Here is a 16,266-nt window from a genome sequence, read left to right as displayed (position 1 = left end):
TTATACTAATTAATAATTAAATTCATGGATTCACTCAGTAATTATCGCAATCGAGCCTTGGCTTCGCTCGAAAACAATTGGGGAAAAGCTGTTATTGTAACGATTGTTGTCTTGCTCATCTCTTTGCTGTTTCAAGGTGGGATACAGATTGCATTTTCGTTTGGTGGTAAATTGTCAAAGCTTACTAGCAATATTTTTGCTGCTTTGATATTAATCCCTATATCGTGGGCATTCAAGGTGTTCTTCTTGAGAATGCTAAGAGGTGAAAATTTAGGTGTAAAAAATCTATTTGATGGCTTTTCTGATTATGGGCGTATACTCCTTGCTATCGTATTAAAGAATGTATACATATTCTTATGGACCTTGCTTTTGATAGTACCGGGAATCTACAAGTCTTTTTCTTACGCTTTGACGGAATTCGTACTTCTAGACCATCCGGAAATGAATGGAGAGCAGGCTATCAAAGAAAGTATGCGCTTGATGGATGGTAGAAAGATGGCATTGTTTCTACTTCTTCTCTCATTTATAGGATGGTTGATACTTTCTTTTATAACACTTGGTTTGGGATTTATATTTTTATTCCCTTATGTGCAGACGGCTATGGCTCATTTTTATGAAGATGCCGTAAAGGAAGATGGAGCAAGTATCAGCGATTAAATAGCTAGAACTGTCTTTTTGTTGTTTGGTTTGAGGGGGCTTCTTTGCACTCTCAAAATAATTATTGTACCTTTGTGTCCTAAATAAAAAGAGGATATTACAAATGGGAAAAGGGAAATTAGCAAAGTTTGCAGAGATGAAGGAGATGGCTAACGTCTTTGAATATCCATTCTCTGTGGTCGATAATGTGCCGTTTACCATGAAAGGTCATTGGCGCGAAGAGTATTTCCACAACGACAATCCTATCGTCTTGGAGTTGGGGTGTGGCAAAGGTGAGTATACCGTAGGACTGGGTAAACTCTTTCCGAACGTCAATTTTATCGGTGTAGACATTAAAGGTTCGCGCATGTGGACAGGTGCAAAGCTAGCTCTCGAACAGCAATTGCCTAATGTTGCATTTCTCCGTACCAGCATCGAAATCATTGATCGATTCTTCGACCAAGACGAAGTGCAAGAGATATGGCTTACTTTTTCTGACCCTCAAATGAAGAATCCACACAAGCGATTGACCTCTACCTTCTTTATGGAGCGATACCGTCGTTTCCTCGTAGATGGAGGATTGATTCACTTAAAGACCGATTCCAACTTCCTCTTTACTTATACCAAGTATATGGTGGAGCGCAATCAACTGCCCGTAGAAGTATGTACGGAAGACTTATACCATGATACTCCTGCTTATTTGGTGGGTCAGCCTATCCTTACGATACAGACTTATTACGAGTCGATGTGGATAGAGCGAGGACTTAATATCCGTTATCTCCAATTCCATTTGCCCCATACAGTCCCACTCGTTGAGCCAGATATAGAGATTCCGCTTGATGAGTATCGTAGCTATCATCGCACGAAGCGCAGTAGCAAAGATATGGCAAAGTAAACAAAAACATTAGAATGATGACATTATATCCTAAATTAATAACAGATGCATTGGCTACCGTGGTTTATCCCGGAACCAAAAAGAATCTGATAGAAAGTGAAATGTTGGCCGATGATGTGCGCATCAACGGCATGAAAGTCGAATTTACACTCGTGTTTCCACGCGAAACCGACCCTTTCTTAAAGTCTACAGTGAAAGCTGCCGAAGCTGCTATACACTATCATGTGGATAAGGATGTGGAGGTAACAATCAAGACTGAGTTTAAGAACGCAGCCCGTCCGGAGGTGGGAAAATTGCTCCCTCAAGTTAAGAATATTATTGCTGTGAGTTCTGGTAAAGGCGGGGTGGGCAAGAGTACGGTGTCATCTAACCTTGCCATTTCGCTTGCTCGACTCGGCTATAAAGTCGGTTTGCTCGATGCCGACATCTTCGGTCCGTCGGCACCTAAGATGTTTGGTGTTGAAGATGCGCGTCCGTATTCGGTTCAGAAAGACGGTCGTACGCTCATAGAGCCCATTGAGAAGTATGGCGTGAAGCTGTTGAGTATCGGCTTTTTCATCGATCCTGATACGGCAACGCTATGGCGTGGCGGTATGGCGACGTCGGCTTTGAAGCAGTTGATAGCTGATGCCGACTGGGGAGAACTAGACTATTTTATCCTCGATACGCCACCGGGGACCAGCGATATACATCTTACGCTACTGCAAACACTGTCTATTACCGGTGCAGTGATAGTCAGTTCGCCTCAGAAGGTAGCGTTGGCCGATGCGCGTAAAGGCATCGATATGTATCGCAATGACAAAGTGAATGTGCCAATCTTGGGTTTGGTGGAGAACATGGCATGGTTCACGCCGGCCGAATTACCGCAAAACAAATATTATATATTTGGCAAAGATGGATGTAAGAATCTCGCCGAAGAGATGCAATGTCCACTGTTGGCGCAGATTCCTATCGTACAAAGTATCTGCGAGAGTGGCGACGCGGGGAAGCCAGCTGCTTGTAATATCGATACCATGACGGGACAAGCATTTATCAATTTGGCTCAAGCTGTGGTGACAGTAACCAATCGTCGCAATAAAGAGCAGGCACCCACGAAGATTGTAAAAGTAGATTGATGCGAGTTTCGCATGTATGCTCAAGTTGGGAGTTAGCAGGAGTTAAAAGGAAGTTAACAGGATGTAGCGGACAAATGGCTATTATCTTCCATTATCTCCTACTAACTTCTGTTAACTCCCAAATATACATTTACCTAAGAAAATTATTTTATTTAGTCTTCTCCTCTGCCAATTCGCTTTTGCGATGGTCGAGAATTGGATTGATGAATCGGTCTAGCTGGTCGCCTAATTTCATCAATTCGTCCATGCTAATGTCGTAGTTATTGAAGATATTGATAAGGCATCCGGGGAAATCCTTACATTCATCTTGCATTGTTTTTCCTTTCTTGGTGAGAGACACTATCTTCTGTCTACGATCCACCGGACCGACGTTGCGGACTACCAAATCAAGTTTTTCCATGCGCTGGATGAGTGGAGTTACCGTGTTGGTCTCTAATACTAGTTTCTTAGCAATGTCATTTACCGGTTGGTTATCCTGTTCCCAAAGAACCATCAATACCAAATATTGTGTGTACGTGATGCCTAATTGTTTGAAGAATGGTTCGTAAGCTTGAATGATGAGTCGACTAGCTGTATAGAGTCTGAAGCAGACCTGATTCTTTAACTTTAATTGTTCGTATGCCATAAACAAAATCTTTTTATTCGCTATATTTATTCTTTTCAATTGAGAAATTAGAATGCAAAGATAAAGATTTGTTTTTGTATCGAAGACGATAAGGATGTTTTTTTCTTATCATTTAACCGATGTTAAGGTCAAAACGACATATTCCGACCTCGTTCCGATGCGAAATTTACCTCCCCAAATGCCCATGCCGCTACTTACATAGTATTTGGTTTTACCTTTTGTCAATGGGCCGAAAGCATCTTCATAAATGATATCTTCTATCCAACTGATAGGCCAAACCTGCCCGTAGTGGGTGTGTCCACTGAATTGAAAATCTATTCCTGCCTGTTCGGCTTCCTCTAAATGATAGGGCTGATGGTCGAGTAGGATGGTGTAGGTAGACTGGTTGGTTGTGGCAACAAGAGCTTTCAACGCCTTTCTATGCTTGTTGGTACGGTCGTCACGACCAATAATTGTTAGTTCGTTTTTGAAGACAATGCTGCTATCTTGTAGCAAATGAATGTTGGCATCGCGATAGAATTGCTCGCTCTTTAGTTCGCCTGCATAGTAATCGTGGTTGCCCAATGCCGCATAGACAGGCGCTTGGAGTCGGCGAAATTCCTCGGCCATGTTGGCTCGGAGCAGTGGTTCGACACTGATGTCGACTATATCGCCGGCAATTAAGACTAGGTCGGCGTGCTCGGAATTCACCTTATTCACCCAGTTGGCTAAGTCTGTCCGTGTATTATGATAGCCCAAGTGTAGATCGCTCATTAATACAATCTTCAAAGGTCGCTGCAATGGCTTCTCGGTAGTGACGTTCAGAGGCACACGCACCTTGTGATAATAGTTCAAATTGCCATAAATGAAAATTGCCGACATGATGATTAGTACTGTTAACGAACCTTGTATGCTATTCTGAATGAATGATGCCGGGACGAGATGGACGGCTCGTCCGAGGTCGAGTACCAGAAAAATCATCACCAGATAGAGGAGTACGAAGAGCGACGAAGTGCCTATTTCGTACATGAAGCGTGCCACGGTCGGTGGCATTTTATCCAGCCCTATGAGGATATTAAGAAAGAGTAGGGAGAAGCACAATATCATACAGGTGATGATGATACTCTTTAGCAGATTACTATAAGGCAGCATCATCCACACATGCCATCCCACATAACTGCATCCTATGATTGGAAGCAATAAGAAAAGTAAAGCCCACATTTTATTCATATCTTTTGTGTGGTAAAGATAGGGGGAGTTTCTTAAATAGCGAAACTTTCTTTGTCTTTTTGTTTTCTACTCGCTTTAACACCTTATTTTATAAACTTGTCAACTCATATCTTGTCTACTTATTATCTTGTATCTTGTCTACTTGTTAACTCAAATAACCTTCTTCACATAACTCACTTCTTACTCTCCGCTTACTGCAATGGCTTGGCAAGCTTGCTGCCTCGCTTTTGCAGCAATCTTGTTTGGCTTCTGCAGCATTGCTGCGAAACCCTTGCAGCAGAATACAATAAGTTCTTTAGTATTAAGTTTGTGAGTTGTTGGGATTTGAAAATGGCGGAATAAGGAAAGCATATCTTTTTAGATTATCAGGAGGTAAGGAGTTAATGGGAGATTAAGGCAAATGCTTATAACTTTTTATGTGCTTCCGTTCTTCGGTATAAATCTGTAAAGCCCAAAGTACCAATAGGTACTCTGGGCTTTACGTAGTCCCTTATCCCGATAGTTATACGCTTTGCTCTAACTATCGGCTATTAATACTGCAGCGGTTTCACTGCTAAGATAGTATCTCTATCTCTACTTTACTACTGTGGCACGAACGATGGCGATGTCTTGTAAGGGGCGGTCGTTCTTGTCGGTTTCTGTGTTTTGAATCTCTTCAACGATGTTGAGTCCTTCCACGACTTCACCGAATACGGTGTATTGTCCATCGAGATGGGGCGTGCCACCTTTGCGGAAATATGCCTCACGGAGTTCGGACGGAATGATGATTTTGCCTTTAGTGGATTGGTCAAGGCGTGCTTGTACTTGGTCAATCATATCTTCGTTGTAACGTCGCCCGAAGACAATGTAGAACTGACTGGCTGATGAACGGTGTTCGGGATTTACGTCGTCTCCCTCACGAGCAGCAGCCACTGCTCCCCGTTTATGATATAATTGTGGGTAATGTATCTCTGCCGGTAAGGTGTAGTCGGGTGAATAAAGTCCTAATTCGGCTCCCGGTTCAGCGTGACGCGATGTGGAATCGCCCGTTTGAATCATGAATCGGTTGATGACGCGATGGAATAAATTACCGTCGTAGTAGCCTCCTTTCACAAGCTTCAAGAAGTTGTCGCGATGAATAGGAGTTTCATTGTAGAGTACGATGCGAATATTACCCTTGGTCGTTTCTAAAAGCACTTCATGGCGTAGAGTATCATTCTGCGCCATGAGTGATAGGGGAAGCAATAGAAGTACTATTGCATAAATAAGTCGTTTCATATATTTATGAATAATACTAAAAGGAGTGATGGAGTTAAGGAGTTGAAGTTGCGAAGCCAAATGTGGAAAGAACATTTCCTGACAAAGCATATGGCATCACTTCTTGATTCCCCTTTAACTCCATCACTTTTTGTGTCTCAATTAATAAGCGTCACCTTGTGATACCTCATCTTTTGTGATTTCTTTCTTGTCGAGTGCTCTCCATGCCACTACGATATAAGCTAATACAAATGGGATGAAGAGTGAAACGATAGACATGGTTTTGAGTGTGAACGGACTACTGCTGCTATTGGCAATGGTCAGCGAACTCTGTAGGTCGACATTAGAAGGATAGTAAGCTGTGTTGTTCCAACCTGCCATGAGGAAAAGAACCAGTACAACGAGTACGACACCGATGCCGGTTGGCCAAATACCGCGAATAAAATCTTTTTTCAAAAGAGTAACGATGACACCGCCAAGTACCAATACCACGCCCACTAAGAAGATAATGGTGAGATACCACATGTCCACAAAGTTGTGTAGATATTTATAAGGTTCCATGGCAATGATGCCTGTAGCAGGGTCGTAAGCAAAACCGTCTTTGCACAGTGTGCGGCCTAAGAACGATAGGAAAAACACGAGGAAGGGGACGGTGGCATACAATAATTGCTTGCGAGCATTGGTACGAATGTTCTCATCGTTCACATTATTAATAATATAAAGCGTGCCGAGCATACGAGCAAGGAAGAAGACCGCAAAGCCAAGAATAAGATTCCATGGGTCGAGCAATGCATCTAATCCGTGGCTGAGATTAGCCCAACGGCTGATGACCGGTTGTAATTCTTGGGTGATATTCATCTTGTCGACAATGAAATTGCTACCATCGAAGAAGGTTGCTACAGCACCACCAAGCAATAGCGGAGCCAAGATACCGTTGATGACAAGCAGCCATTGGAATGTACGAATACCGAGCAAGTTGCCCAGTTTGTTTTGGAATTCGTAGCTGACAGCCTGCATGACAAAGGTGAAGAGAATAATCATCCATAGCCAATAAGCGCCACCGAAACTGGTGCTATAGAACAATGGGAATGAAGCAAAGAAGCCTCCACCGAATGTTACCAGTGTAGTGAAAGTGAGTTCCCACTTGCGTCCGGTAGAATTGATGACCATACGACGCTCTTCAGGGGTCTTGCCGAGGCTGAATATCAGCGAATTTGCCCCTTGTACAAAGAGTAAAAAAACGAGCAGTGCTCCCAATAATGAAACAAGGAACCACCAATAATGTTGTAATATGCTATAGTCCATAATTGTTCAGTTTAGATAGTTGTTGATGTTGCAGATTCTTCTGTAGCAGTGATACTATGCTCAGGTCCTTTCTTAATCTCTTTGATGAGAATGCTGATTTCTACTGCCAACATAGTGGTGAAGAGACCAAGGAAGATGAAGAAAGTGAGGGCTATGCTACCCGAATTGATGTCGCTGACTGCGGCCCATGTAGGAAGCATGTCTTGAATAGTCCAAGGTTGGCGTCCCATCTCGGCAACAATCCATCCCGATTCGCTGGCAATGTAAGCGAGTGGGAGAGTTGCGACGGTAGCCCATAGCAACCATTTGGCTTTGCTGATGTCCTTGCGATAGACAAAGAACAGGGTTACGGCGAAGAGTAGGATGAACAAACTACCCAAACCAACCATAATGCGGAATGCCCAGAAATTGATAGGAATGAATGGTACTACTTGGTCGGCTGACTTCACATAGCCATATCCGAAGTAGCGCATGTTGTCGGCTAGAAGTTTTTTAGTACCCTCGTCTTTCTTGCCGGCACGATATTGTTGTAAAGCTGCAATAGCCATTTTGCCTCTGGCAATTTTCTCTTTGACAGACGGTTCGCGTGTTCCGTCGGGTTTCGTATAGCCGTTGATGAGCTCGTTAACACCGGGAACAAAGCCGTGGAAGTCGCGTGTAGCCATGAAAGACAGAGCATTTGGTACGGCAATACGGAGAGGCGGTTCTTGTAGAGTCGTGTAATCGGGCTGTTGGAATGGATTTACCCATGCAGCTACGGTCAGACTTTGGTCGTTTCCACCATTATATAATGCTTCCATTGCAGCCAGTTTCATGGGTTGAACCTTACTGATTTGGTAAGCACTGCTATCTCCGGTAAGTGCAGCGAGTAGCGAAGCTATGAGTCCAACACAAGCACCTATCTTGATACTTTCGATGGCTAACTTCTGTTCACGTTTTTTTAAGAGGTACCAAGCACTCACTGCGACGGTGAAAGCTGCACCGATAATCCATGACGAAGTGACGGTATGGCAAAACTTATCGACTGCAAATGGAGACAAGGCTACGTCGATGAACGAGTTCATCTCGAAGCGCATGGTGTCGGGATTGAAAGTTTGTCCGATGGGATATTGCATCCAAGCGTTGGCAACCAGTATCCACCATGCGGAGATAGTGGCTCCAAGACCGGTAAGCCATGTCGATGCGAGATGGAATCCCGGTGACACTTTCTTCCATCCGAAGAACATCACAGCAACGAAAGTCGATTCCATGAAGAAGGCGATGATACCTTCGATGGCCAATGGTGCGCCGAAGATGTCGCCTACGAACCAAGAGTAGTTACTCCAGTTGGTACCGAATTCGAACTCAAGAATGATACCGGTGGCAACACCCATGGCAAAGTTGATACCGAATAACTTCTGCCAAAAGCGAGCCGCATCGCGCCAAAAACGCTTTCTGGTTCGATAATAACAGGTCTCGACAATGCCCATGATGACAGCCAAGCCCAATGTTAATGGAACAAATAACCAGTGATAAATTGCCGTCAAGGCAAATTGTGCTCGTGACCAATCGATGGTTGCGGCAGAGATGTCTAAAAGTTGATTTACCATACTTTGTATATAAATATTGTGTTATTAACTATTTGGCTCTATTGATTAATTGTTCAGAGACGAATTGACTCTTTTGACCTTTGGGTGCTTTCTTGCCTAGGAAGTTGGGAAAGAAAAATACCTTGAGAATGGCAAACATGATAAATAGTTTGATGAGGATGACAGCCCAAAGTGTTTTCCCCAACGTCATGTGGCGAAAACCGTCGTAGTATAGGTCGTAAACTCTATATAAGAAACTATCTCTTTTCATGATATTTTTGTATAAAATATAGTTAGACAATGCCTTGTCAGACTCATTTGAATGTGTAAAATAGTAATGATTACAATTTTCGCCGGTAAAAGTACAAAATAAAATTTAATGTAGTTGTCTTTTTTCCATAAAAATGCTAATTTTTAATATATTATGGGATTGAATAGCTAGAATCCTTGGAAAGTTAAGATAAAAACTCTAAATTTGCATAACTGTTGAATTGAAATCGAATTTCAAAATGAAAAAGATATTCTATCCTTTGATTATTATAGCTTTGTTGCTTGTGGCAGGTATCGTGTATTTGGGTATTAATTTGCACAACCAACAACAGCAAAATAAGGAGATGCAGGAGCTGGCTGAGTTGGATAAACAGGAAATGGAAAACGAATACCAACAGTTTGCCAACCAGTATAGTGAGATGAAATCACAGATTTCCAATGATTCTATTGTGGCTCAACTGACCGCCGAGCAAGAGAAAACCCAACGCTTATTAGATGAGTTGAAGAGTGTGAAGAGCTCTGATGCTCGTGAGATTGCTCGTTTGAAACGCGAATTAGCCACAGTAAGACAGGTGTTGCGGAGCTATGTAATGGAGATAGATTCACTGAATAGACTGAATCAAAACCTTACAGCAGAGAACACTCATATCAGAGGACAGTACGAAGAAGCGACACGACAGATAGAAGGACTGAGTACCGAGAAGGCTTCGCTGTCGGAGAAAGTCGCTATTGCTGCACAGCTGGATGCTACAGGAATTAACATGATATTGAAAAACCGTCGTGGAAAGACTACTGATAAGGTGAGCAAATGTACCGTTGTTCAGGTGAATTTCAGCTTGGCCAAGAATGTGACTGCGGCTAGTGGGACGAAGACTGTTTATGTGAAAATCGTCTCACCAACAGGTTCTACACTTGGAGAAGGTGGAAACTTCAACTATGAGAATCGGACATTGACGAGTACGATGAGAAAAACTATAGAGTATGGTGGGCAGGAAACGCCGATTACTCTTTATTGGAATGTGTCTCAAGCACTCGAAGGTGGAACTTATGCAGTAAGTATCTTTGCCGATGGAAATATGATAGGATCGAGGAACTTTACATTTAAATAATGAAGAAGTTACTAACTTTATTTTTATGGGTTGGTATTCTTGCGCCGGCCGAAGCGCAGAGAATATTGAGCTTGGATAGTTGTCGTGCCCTGGCATTGCGCAACAATAAGCAGCTTAATGTCTCGAAGTTGAAGCAACAGGTGGCCGCGAATATCAAGAAAGCAGCGCGTACTAAGTATCTACCGAAGGTGGATGCGCTAGGTGGTTATGAGTATACCAGTCGCGAAGTGTCTCTATTGAATAAAGACCAGAAGTCTGCCTTGGGCAATTTAGGAACTACTGTAACTGCGGGGGTAGGAGGTAATCTCACAAACTTAGCAACGACATTGGTGCAGCAAGGTGTTATTTCACCGGCCGTAGCTCAACAGCTCTCTGGTGTCTTGGGGCAACTGTCGCCTGCTTTAGCGCAAATGGGAAACCAGTTGGGAAGCAGTATTCGAGATGCTTTTGAAACTAATACGCACAATATTTTTGCCGGTGCGGTGATGGTTCGTCAACCTCTTTATATGGGTGGAGCTATCGTTGCGGCTAACAATATGGCTCGTATTAGTGAGCAATTGGCACTCAATAATACTGATGTTGTCACCCAATCTACCTTATATAATATAGATCAGGCTTATTGGACAGTGGTGTCTCTCCGTCAAAAGCACAAATTGGCGAAGAGCTATCATGAGCTTGTTTCAAAGCTTGATTCCGATGTCCACAAGATGATCAAGGCAGGGGTAGCAACCAAGGCTGATGGATTGAAGGTCGATGTTCGTGAGAATGAAGCCGATATGCAGGTGATGCAGGTAGAAGACGGGCTGTCTTTGGCTAAGATGTTGCTATGCCAACTCTGTGGTATTCCATTGGATGAGGAAATCGTTTTGGCCGATGAAGGCAAGGAAAGCTTGAGTGTTGACGAGTTTGCGCCGACAATGGAGAAGGAACAACTCGACCAATCTCGTCCAGAATTACGCATGCTTCAGAATTCAATAGATTTGAGTAAGGAAGCTACGAAGGTGATTCGTGCCGCTTATTTGCCGCAGGTTCTCTTGACCGGTGGTTATCTCATATCTAATCCAAATGTCTTCAATGGCTTTGAAAATAAATTCTCAGGCATGTGGACGTTGGGAGTCATGGTGCGAGTACCGGTTTGGAACTGGTTTGAAGGCAGCTATAAAGTGCGAGCATCGCGTATAGCTACCGATATGGCTACACTGGAATTAAGTGATGCCCGCGATAAGATTGGATTGCAAGTTGCACAGAGTCAATTCCGCGTAAAGGAAGCACAGAAGAAGCTAAACATGGCTAGAAAGAATATAAAGAGTGCAGAAGAAAATCTACGTTGTGCCAATTTGGGATTCAAGGAAGGGGTAATGGAGTCGACGGATGTCATGGCTGCTCAGACAGCATGGCAACAAGCGCAGAGTCAAAAGATTGATGCGGAGGTCGATGTCAAGCTTACACTCGTTAATCTAAAGAAAGCTCTTGGTATATTACAATAATCGAATAGAATATCATGTCAGTAAAATCTCAACATAATAACATTCTGTTAGCCGTCATAGGATTTGCGGCTGCCGTCATCATAGTGGCTCTTATAGGTTTCTTTACGTTAGGAAAAACCGAAGAAATCATTCAAGGTGAGGTAGATGTATCGGAATATCGAGTATCCTGCAAGCTACCCGGGCGAGTGGTAGAACTCTGTGTAAAAGAGGGAGACTACGTACATGTGGGTGACACGTTGGCACTATTGGAGGTTCCGGAAGTCGATGCACAGAAGCAAGTAGCTGAGGCTACACAGGGAGCGGCGGCTGCCATGCGCGATATGGCGGACAATGGGGCACGCAAGGAACAGATACAAGGAGCTTATCAGTTGTGGCAACAGGCTCTTGCAGCGAGTGATATAGCTCAGAAATCCTACACTCGTGTACAGCGTTTATATGATGAAGGAGTATTGAGTGGACAGAAACGAGACGAAGCTTTCGCCGCTTATAAGGCTGCACAAGCGCAGGTGAAGGCTGCTGAGAGCCAATATGAGATGGCTAAGAATGGAGCTCGTGCCGAAGAAAAGCAAGCAGCTACTAAGCAGGTTCAGGCTGCTAAAGGAGCTGTGAATGTAGTAAAGGCTCTGTTAAAAGAGACTGTTCAGATTGCCCAAGTAGAGGGTGAGGTGAGCGATGTATATCCTAAAGTGGGAGAACTTGTAGGAATTGGTTCGCCCATTATGAGCATCTCGGTGATGAAAGACATGTGGGGAACATTCAATATACGTGAAGATCAGTTGAATGGAATGAAGGTTGGTGATATCATTACAGCCTATTCTCCAGCATTCAATAGAGACCTCAAGATGAAAGTCTACTACATCAAAGACGAAGGTTCGTATGCTGTTTGGAAAGCAACCAAGTCGAACGGACAGTACGATATGAAGACATTTGAAGTCAAAGCGCGTCCTATTAAGCCTTTTGAGGGGCTTCGTCCCGGCATGTCATTGATTGTTAAGAAATAATTTATCTATTCGGTTATCGTAAAAACTAGTCATTCTTAGAATGCACACCATTAAACAGATATATCATATTGCCCTTCGCGAGTGTGGCATCTTGTCTCACAACCCTATTTATCTGTTTTGTATGGTGGTGTTCCCTATTATTGTCGTAGTCTTTTTTACGTCGTTGATGAGTGCCGGTCAACCCACAGACATGCCTGTAGGTGTAGTTGATTTAGACCGCACATCGACTACTCGGCAACTTGTTCGTAAGTTGGATGCATTCCAGAGTACGCAGGTGGTGGCTCATTATGAAAACGTGAACGAAGCACGCACGGCCATTCAGCGCAATCAGATATACGCATTTCTGTATATCCCACATGGTACTACCGATGGTTTGATGACAGGTAGCCAACCCAAAATTTCTTTTTATTATAGCAATACGTCGTTGACGGCAGGCGCATTGTTGTTTCGCGACCTCAAGACCATATCCACATTAGGTTCGGCCTCGGTTGGTATGAAAAAGTTGTCTGCCATCGGTAAGACCGGAAATGAGATTCGTACCTATCTCCAGCCCATCGCTGTCGATCTCCATACTATTAATAATCCATGGGTAAGTTACAATGTTTATCTGAGTAACATGCTCATTCCCGGTTGCTTGATGGTGTTTATTTTCCTGATTACGGCTTATTCTTTGGGTACGGAATTGAAGTTTAATCGTTCCAAAGAACTTATGCAGATGGGCGATAACAACATTTTCCTTGTTGTTTGCGGTAAGTTCTTACCCCAAACACTCATCTTTCTTGGCATCGTATATGGCTATATGGGCTATGTCTACGGTGTCTATGGATTCCCACACCCCGGTGGTATTGTCCCCATGTTGTTGCTAGGACTGCTCATGGTTTTGGCTTCCCAATGTTTTGGTATCTTTATTTTCGGCCTCATACCCTCCATGCGTATGTCGATGAGTGTGTGTTCGTTGTGGGCTGTATTGAGTTTCTCCATGGTTGGAGCAGCTTATCCAGCCTTTGCCATGTCACCGGCTTTGGAGATGTTGGCAAACCTTTTCCCTTTACGACATTATTATATTATTTATCAGTTATGCATTTTCAACGGTTATCCGTTGCTTGAAGCATGGCCTTATATATTGGCTTTGATGGTATTCATTGGGCTGCCTTTATTTATAATTCGTCGACTCTACATCGTTCTGTTGACTTATGATTATGTATCATAGAGAGTATGGAAAAAGATAGTTTGATATATAAAATAAGCCATGGATTACGCGATATGTGCTATATCTGCATGCGTGAGTTGCGTCAGACGGTCACCGATGAGGGAGTACTTATCTTCTTTATCCTCGTGCCTTTGCTCTATCCGCTGGCCTATTCTTGGATTTATAACAACGAGGTCGTGCGCGAAGTGCCGGTAGCAGTGGTCGACTTCTCGCACAGTCATGCTAGTCGTGAGTTTACTCGCTTGCTTGATGGTACGCCCGATACCAAGGTTGCTTATCATTGTAACAGCTTGGATGAGGCCAAAGACTTGGTGGGTAAGCAAGTAGTAAATGGCGTGATTTATTTTCCAAAGCAATTTCAGAACAAACTTTATCGACAAGAACAAACGCATGTCGGAGTATATTGCGACATGAGCCTGATGCTTACTTATAAAGCCATCTACCAGTCGGCACAGGCTGTAGCTTCGCAAATGAATACGAAGATACAATTGTCTCTATCCAAGAATTTTACTTCGCGCGACGAAGAGGTGAGCAGTAAACCGCTTGATTTCGATGAAGTTCCCATTTTCAATACTACCGGTGGATATGGTAATTTCATTATTCCGGGTGTCCTTATGTTAATTATTCAGCAGACGCTTTTGCTGGGAATAGGATTATCGGCCGGTACTGCGCGTGAGACAAATCGCAATCATGAATTAGTCCCCATCAGCCGTTATCATGCCGGAATATTCCGTATTGTGTTGGGTAAGTTCATGTGCTATTTTATGATTTATATGGTCTTGGCAGCTTATCTCACATTGATTGTGCCACGATTGTTTGGCTTCATCTCGTTAGTATATGCCTACGATCTCACCATGTTCATGCTACCTTATCTGTTATCGTGTATTTTCTTCGGCATGACTATGTCGTGTTTGGTTCGCCTTCGTGAGAATGTTATGCTGTTGGTAGTGTTCACATCGGTACCATTCCTCTTTATGTCCGGTGTCTCATGGCCGCAAAACGACATACCTGGAGTATGGCAAGGCATAGCTTGGTTGTTCCCCTCGACATTCGGTATTCGTGGATTTGTACGTATGGGTAGCATGGGTGCGCGTCTCTCTGATATTCATCCGGAGTACATCGCTCTATGGATTCAAACGCTTGTATATTTCTTTTTGACTTGCATAGTCTATCGCAATCAGATGCGTAGGGCACGAGCTAGCTCGTCAGAGTCGCCCATGATGGTCGATTCATCCAATTCTTCTGAAGTGGCGGATTAGGCTACTTTTTTGTTTTTTCAATTGTAAATTCATATCTCATGAAAGAGAAATCTCATGGAATGGCAAGTGTGTTGGCTGCCCTTGCTGCGAATATACTTGTTGCAATATCCAAGTTTGTAGGTTTTGCTTTATCCGGTTCTACTGCCATGTTGAACGAGTCTATCCACAGTGTGGTAGATTGTGGCAATGAAATCCTTTTGCTGGTAGGCGACAAGCGTGCCAAGGGAATGGTCAGCGAGAATCATCCTTTTGGTGAATCGCGTGCCAAATATTTCTTTAGTATAGTGGTAGTCATGATGTTATTCTTTGCCGGTGGTGCTTTAGGTATCATGGAAGCCTCTGAGAAACTATTCCATCCTGAACATTCGGTTGAAAATACTTGGTTGGTAATGGGCATCTTGGTATTTGGTTTGATAGTGGAATGTTTTAGCTTACGGGTTGCTTTGAAAGAGATAGCCGAGTTGAACACGGAGAACTTACCGCTATTCCGCTTTCTACGTGAGAGCCGACATAGCGAGGTCCTTATTATCTTTGCTGAAGACGCATGTGCTGTTGTGGGATTACTCTTGGCCATGCTTGGTACGATATTGGTGGCTGTTACCGGTCTAGCATTCTTCGATGCTTTGTCTGGATTACTGATTGGACTCATGCTTTGTTTGGCTGCTTTGTTCCTCGCCCGCGAATTTTACGGTCTCATCATTGGAGAGTCTATGACCTCTAATGACCGTCGGTTGATGAACAGAGCTTTTGAACGTGAAGAGATAAAACACCTCATCAGTCTTAAAACCATCCATTTAAGTTCGACAAATATACTGGTGGCGGCGAAAGTAGAGATGCAAGATGCATATCGGGCAGAGTCGGCCGGTGTCATTAATAGAATAGAGGAAGAGATAAGAAAGAGCTTCTCACATTATAAGATATACATCTATATAGAGACTGATGTATATCAATCTGATTATCAAGTAAAGTCGGAGTAGTTGACTGCAGTGGCTTTGCAGTAATTCTGAAACGCCCAAACAGCATTACTGAACAGTTGATACAGCAATGTTGTCTCAACCTTGCAGATCGGGAATAGATAAGTTGATGAGTACCTTGCTATATGCAAAAAGCTCCCTCCCTATTCGTTTTTAAAACGATAATCTCATTGGAAATGCCTTTTACTAATTTTTTATATTCGAATGGGATAATCAAATTTTTTATGTCTTTTCGTGTTTTTGTAGAAAGTATACTCTTTTTAGGGGAATTATACTATAACTTTGTTATTACTGAAAATGAAATGTTTAACCTATGTTAACACATTTCTTGTAGCAGGTAACTATTCAGCGATAGGGCATGACAAGC

Annotated in this window: 15 protein-coding genes; 9 read left to right on the top strand and 6 right to left on the bottom strand. The window is 43.1% G+C overall.

Features of this window, described 5'->3' with window-relative positions:
- The first annotated feature begins 24 nt into the window (after positions 1–24).
- The 3 genes from HMPREF3034_RS02775 (at position 25) to HMPREF3034_RS02765 (ending at position 2,646) form a co-directional block, all read left to right on the top strand.
- Positions 25–657 carry a DUF975 family protein gene (locus HMPREF3034_RS02775; protein ID WP_082721672.1) on the top strand — a complete coding sequence of 211 codons (633 nt, stop codon included), beginning with the start codon at positions 25–27 and terminating at the stop codon, positions 655–657.
- A gap of 103 nt (positions 658–760) precedes the next feature.
- Positions 761–1,531: a tRNA (guanosine(46)-N7)-methyltransferase TrmB gene (gene trmB, locus HMPREF3034_RS02770; RefSeq protein WP_036897286.1), complete on the top strand. Its 771-nt coding sequence runs from the start codon at positions 761–763 to the stop codon at positions 1,529–1,531.
- A 17-nt stretch (positions 1,532–1,548) separates the two neighbouring features.
- Positions 1,549–2,646, top strand: coding sequence for an Mrp/NBP35 family ATP-binding protein (locus HMPREF3034_RS02765; protein ID WP_062432968.1), 1,098 nt, complete (start codon positions 1,549–1,551; stop codon positions 2,644–2,646).
- Between the two features lie 148 nt (positions 2,647–2,794).
- On the opposite strand, the gene HMPREF3034_RS02760 is transcribed toward HMPREF3034_RS02765, so the two are convergent.
- From HMPREF3034_RS02760 to HMPREF3034_RS02735, 6 genes are all read right to left on the bottom strand, one after another.
- Complete coding sequence (locus HMPREF3034_RS02760) at positions 2,795–3,271, bottom strand: MarR family winged helix-turn-helix transcriptional regulator (RefSeq protein ID WP_036897279.1); 477 nt, start codon at positions 3,269–3,271, stop codon at positions 2,795–2,797.
- 108 nt (positions 3,272–3,379) lie between these two features.
- Positions 3,380–4,480, bottom strand: a complete 1,101-nt coding sequence (locus HMPREF3034_RS02755; RefSeq protein ID WP_036897276.1) for a metallophosphoesterase — start codon at positions 4,478–4,480, stop codon at positions 3,380–3,382.
- 573 nt (positions 4,481–5,053) lie between these two features.
- Positions 5,054–5,737 carry a peptidylprolyl isomerase gene (locus HMPREF3034_RS02750; protein ID WP_036897376.1) on the bottom strand — a complete coding sequence of 228 codons (684 nt, stop codon included), beginning with the start codon at positions 5,735–5,737 and terminating at the stop codon, positions 5,054–5,056.
- Positions 5,738–5,878: 141 nt separating this feature from the next.
- Entirely contained in the window at positions 5,879–7,021 is a 1,143-nt protein-coding gene (locus HMPREF3034_RS02745; protein WP_036897274.1) for a cytochrome d ubiquinol oxidase subunit II, read from the bottom strand.
- A gap of 11 nt (positions 7,022–7,032) precedes the next feature.
- Positions 7,033–8,610, bottom strand: coding sequence for a cytochrome ubiquinol oxidase subunit I (locus HMPREF3034_RS02740; protein ID WP_036897272.1), 1,578 nt, complete (start codon positions 8,608–8,610; stop codon positions 7,033–7,035).
- A 28-nt stretch (positions 8,611–8,638) separates the two neighbouring features.
- Positions 8,639–8,860 (bottom strand): DUF4492 domain-containing protein, encoded by a 222-nt coding sequence (locus HMPREF3034_RS02735; protein WP_036897268.1) that lies wholly within the window; start codon positions 8,858–8,860, stop codon positions 8,639–8,641.
- A 238-nt stretch (positions 8,861–9,098) separates the two neighbouring features.
- On the opposite strand from HMPREF3034_RS02735, the gene HMPREF3034_RS02730 reads away from it, so the two are divergent.
- From HMPREF3034_RS02730 to HMPREF3034_RS02705, 6 genes are read left to right on the top strand one after another with little or no spacing between them, the layout of a single operon-like run.
- On the top strand, positions 9,099–9,968 hold the full coding sequence (locus HMPREF3034_RS02730) for a hypothetical protein (protein WP_062432965.1): 870 nt from the start codon (positions 9,099–9,101) through the stop codon (positions 9,966–9,968).
- Entirely contained in the window at positions 9,968–11,455 is a 1,488-nt protein-coding gene (locus tag HMPREF3034_RS02725) for a TolC family protein (RefSeq protein ID WP_036897264.1), read from the top strand. Before HMPREF3034_RS02730 ends, HMPREF3034_RS02725 begins: the two co-directional genes overlap by 1 nt.
- A gap of 14 nt (positions 11,456–11,469) precedes the next feature.
- The gene (locus HMPREF3034_RS02720) at positions 11,470–12,456 is read left to right on the top strand and encodes an HlyD family secretion protein (protein WP_036897261.1); all 987 of its coding nucleotides are present in this window, start codon (positions 11,470–11,472) and stop codon (positions 12,454–12,456) included.
- 40 nt (positions 12,457–12,496) lie between these two features.
- Entirely contained in the window at positions 12,497–13,666 is a 1,170-nt protein-coding gene (locus HMPREF3034_RS02715) for an ABC transporter permease (protein WP_036897258.1), read from the top strand.
- A 5-nt stretch (positions 13,667–13,671) separates the two neighbouring features.
- The gene (locus HMPREF3034_RS02710; RefSeq protein WP_036897254.1) at positions 13,672–14,925 is read left to right on the top strand and encodes an ABC transporter permease; all 1,254 of its coding nucleotides are present in this window, start codon (positions 13,672–13,674) and stop codon (positions 14,923–14,925) included.
- 38 nt (positions 14,926–14,963) lie between these two features.
- Positions 14,964–15,902 carry a cation diffusion facilitator family transporter gene (locus HMPREF3034_RS02705; protein WP_036897251.1) on the top strand — a complete coding sequence of 313 codons (939 nt, stop codon included), beginning with the start codon at positions 14,964–14,966 and terminating at the stop codon, positions 15,900–15,902.
- The last annotated feature ends 364 nt before the right edge of the window (positions 15,903–16,266 follow it).

Origin of the sequence: Prevotella sp. DNF00663, assembly GCF_001553265.1 — a bacterium.
Taxonomy (GTDB): Bacteria; Bacteroidota; Bacteroidia; order Bacteroidales; family Bacteroidaceae; genus Prevotella.
The sequence above is the reverse complement of the archived record's forward strand: the minus strand, read 5'-3'. Positions and strand labels throughout refer to the sequence as shown.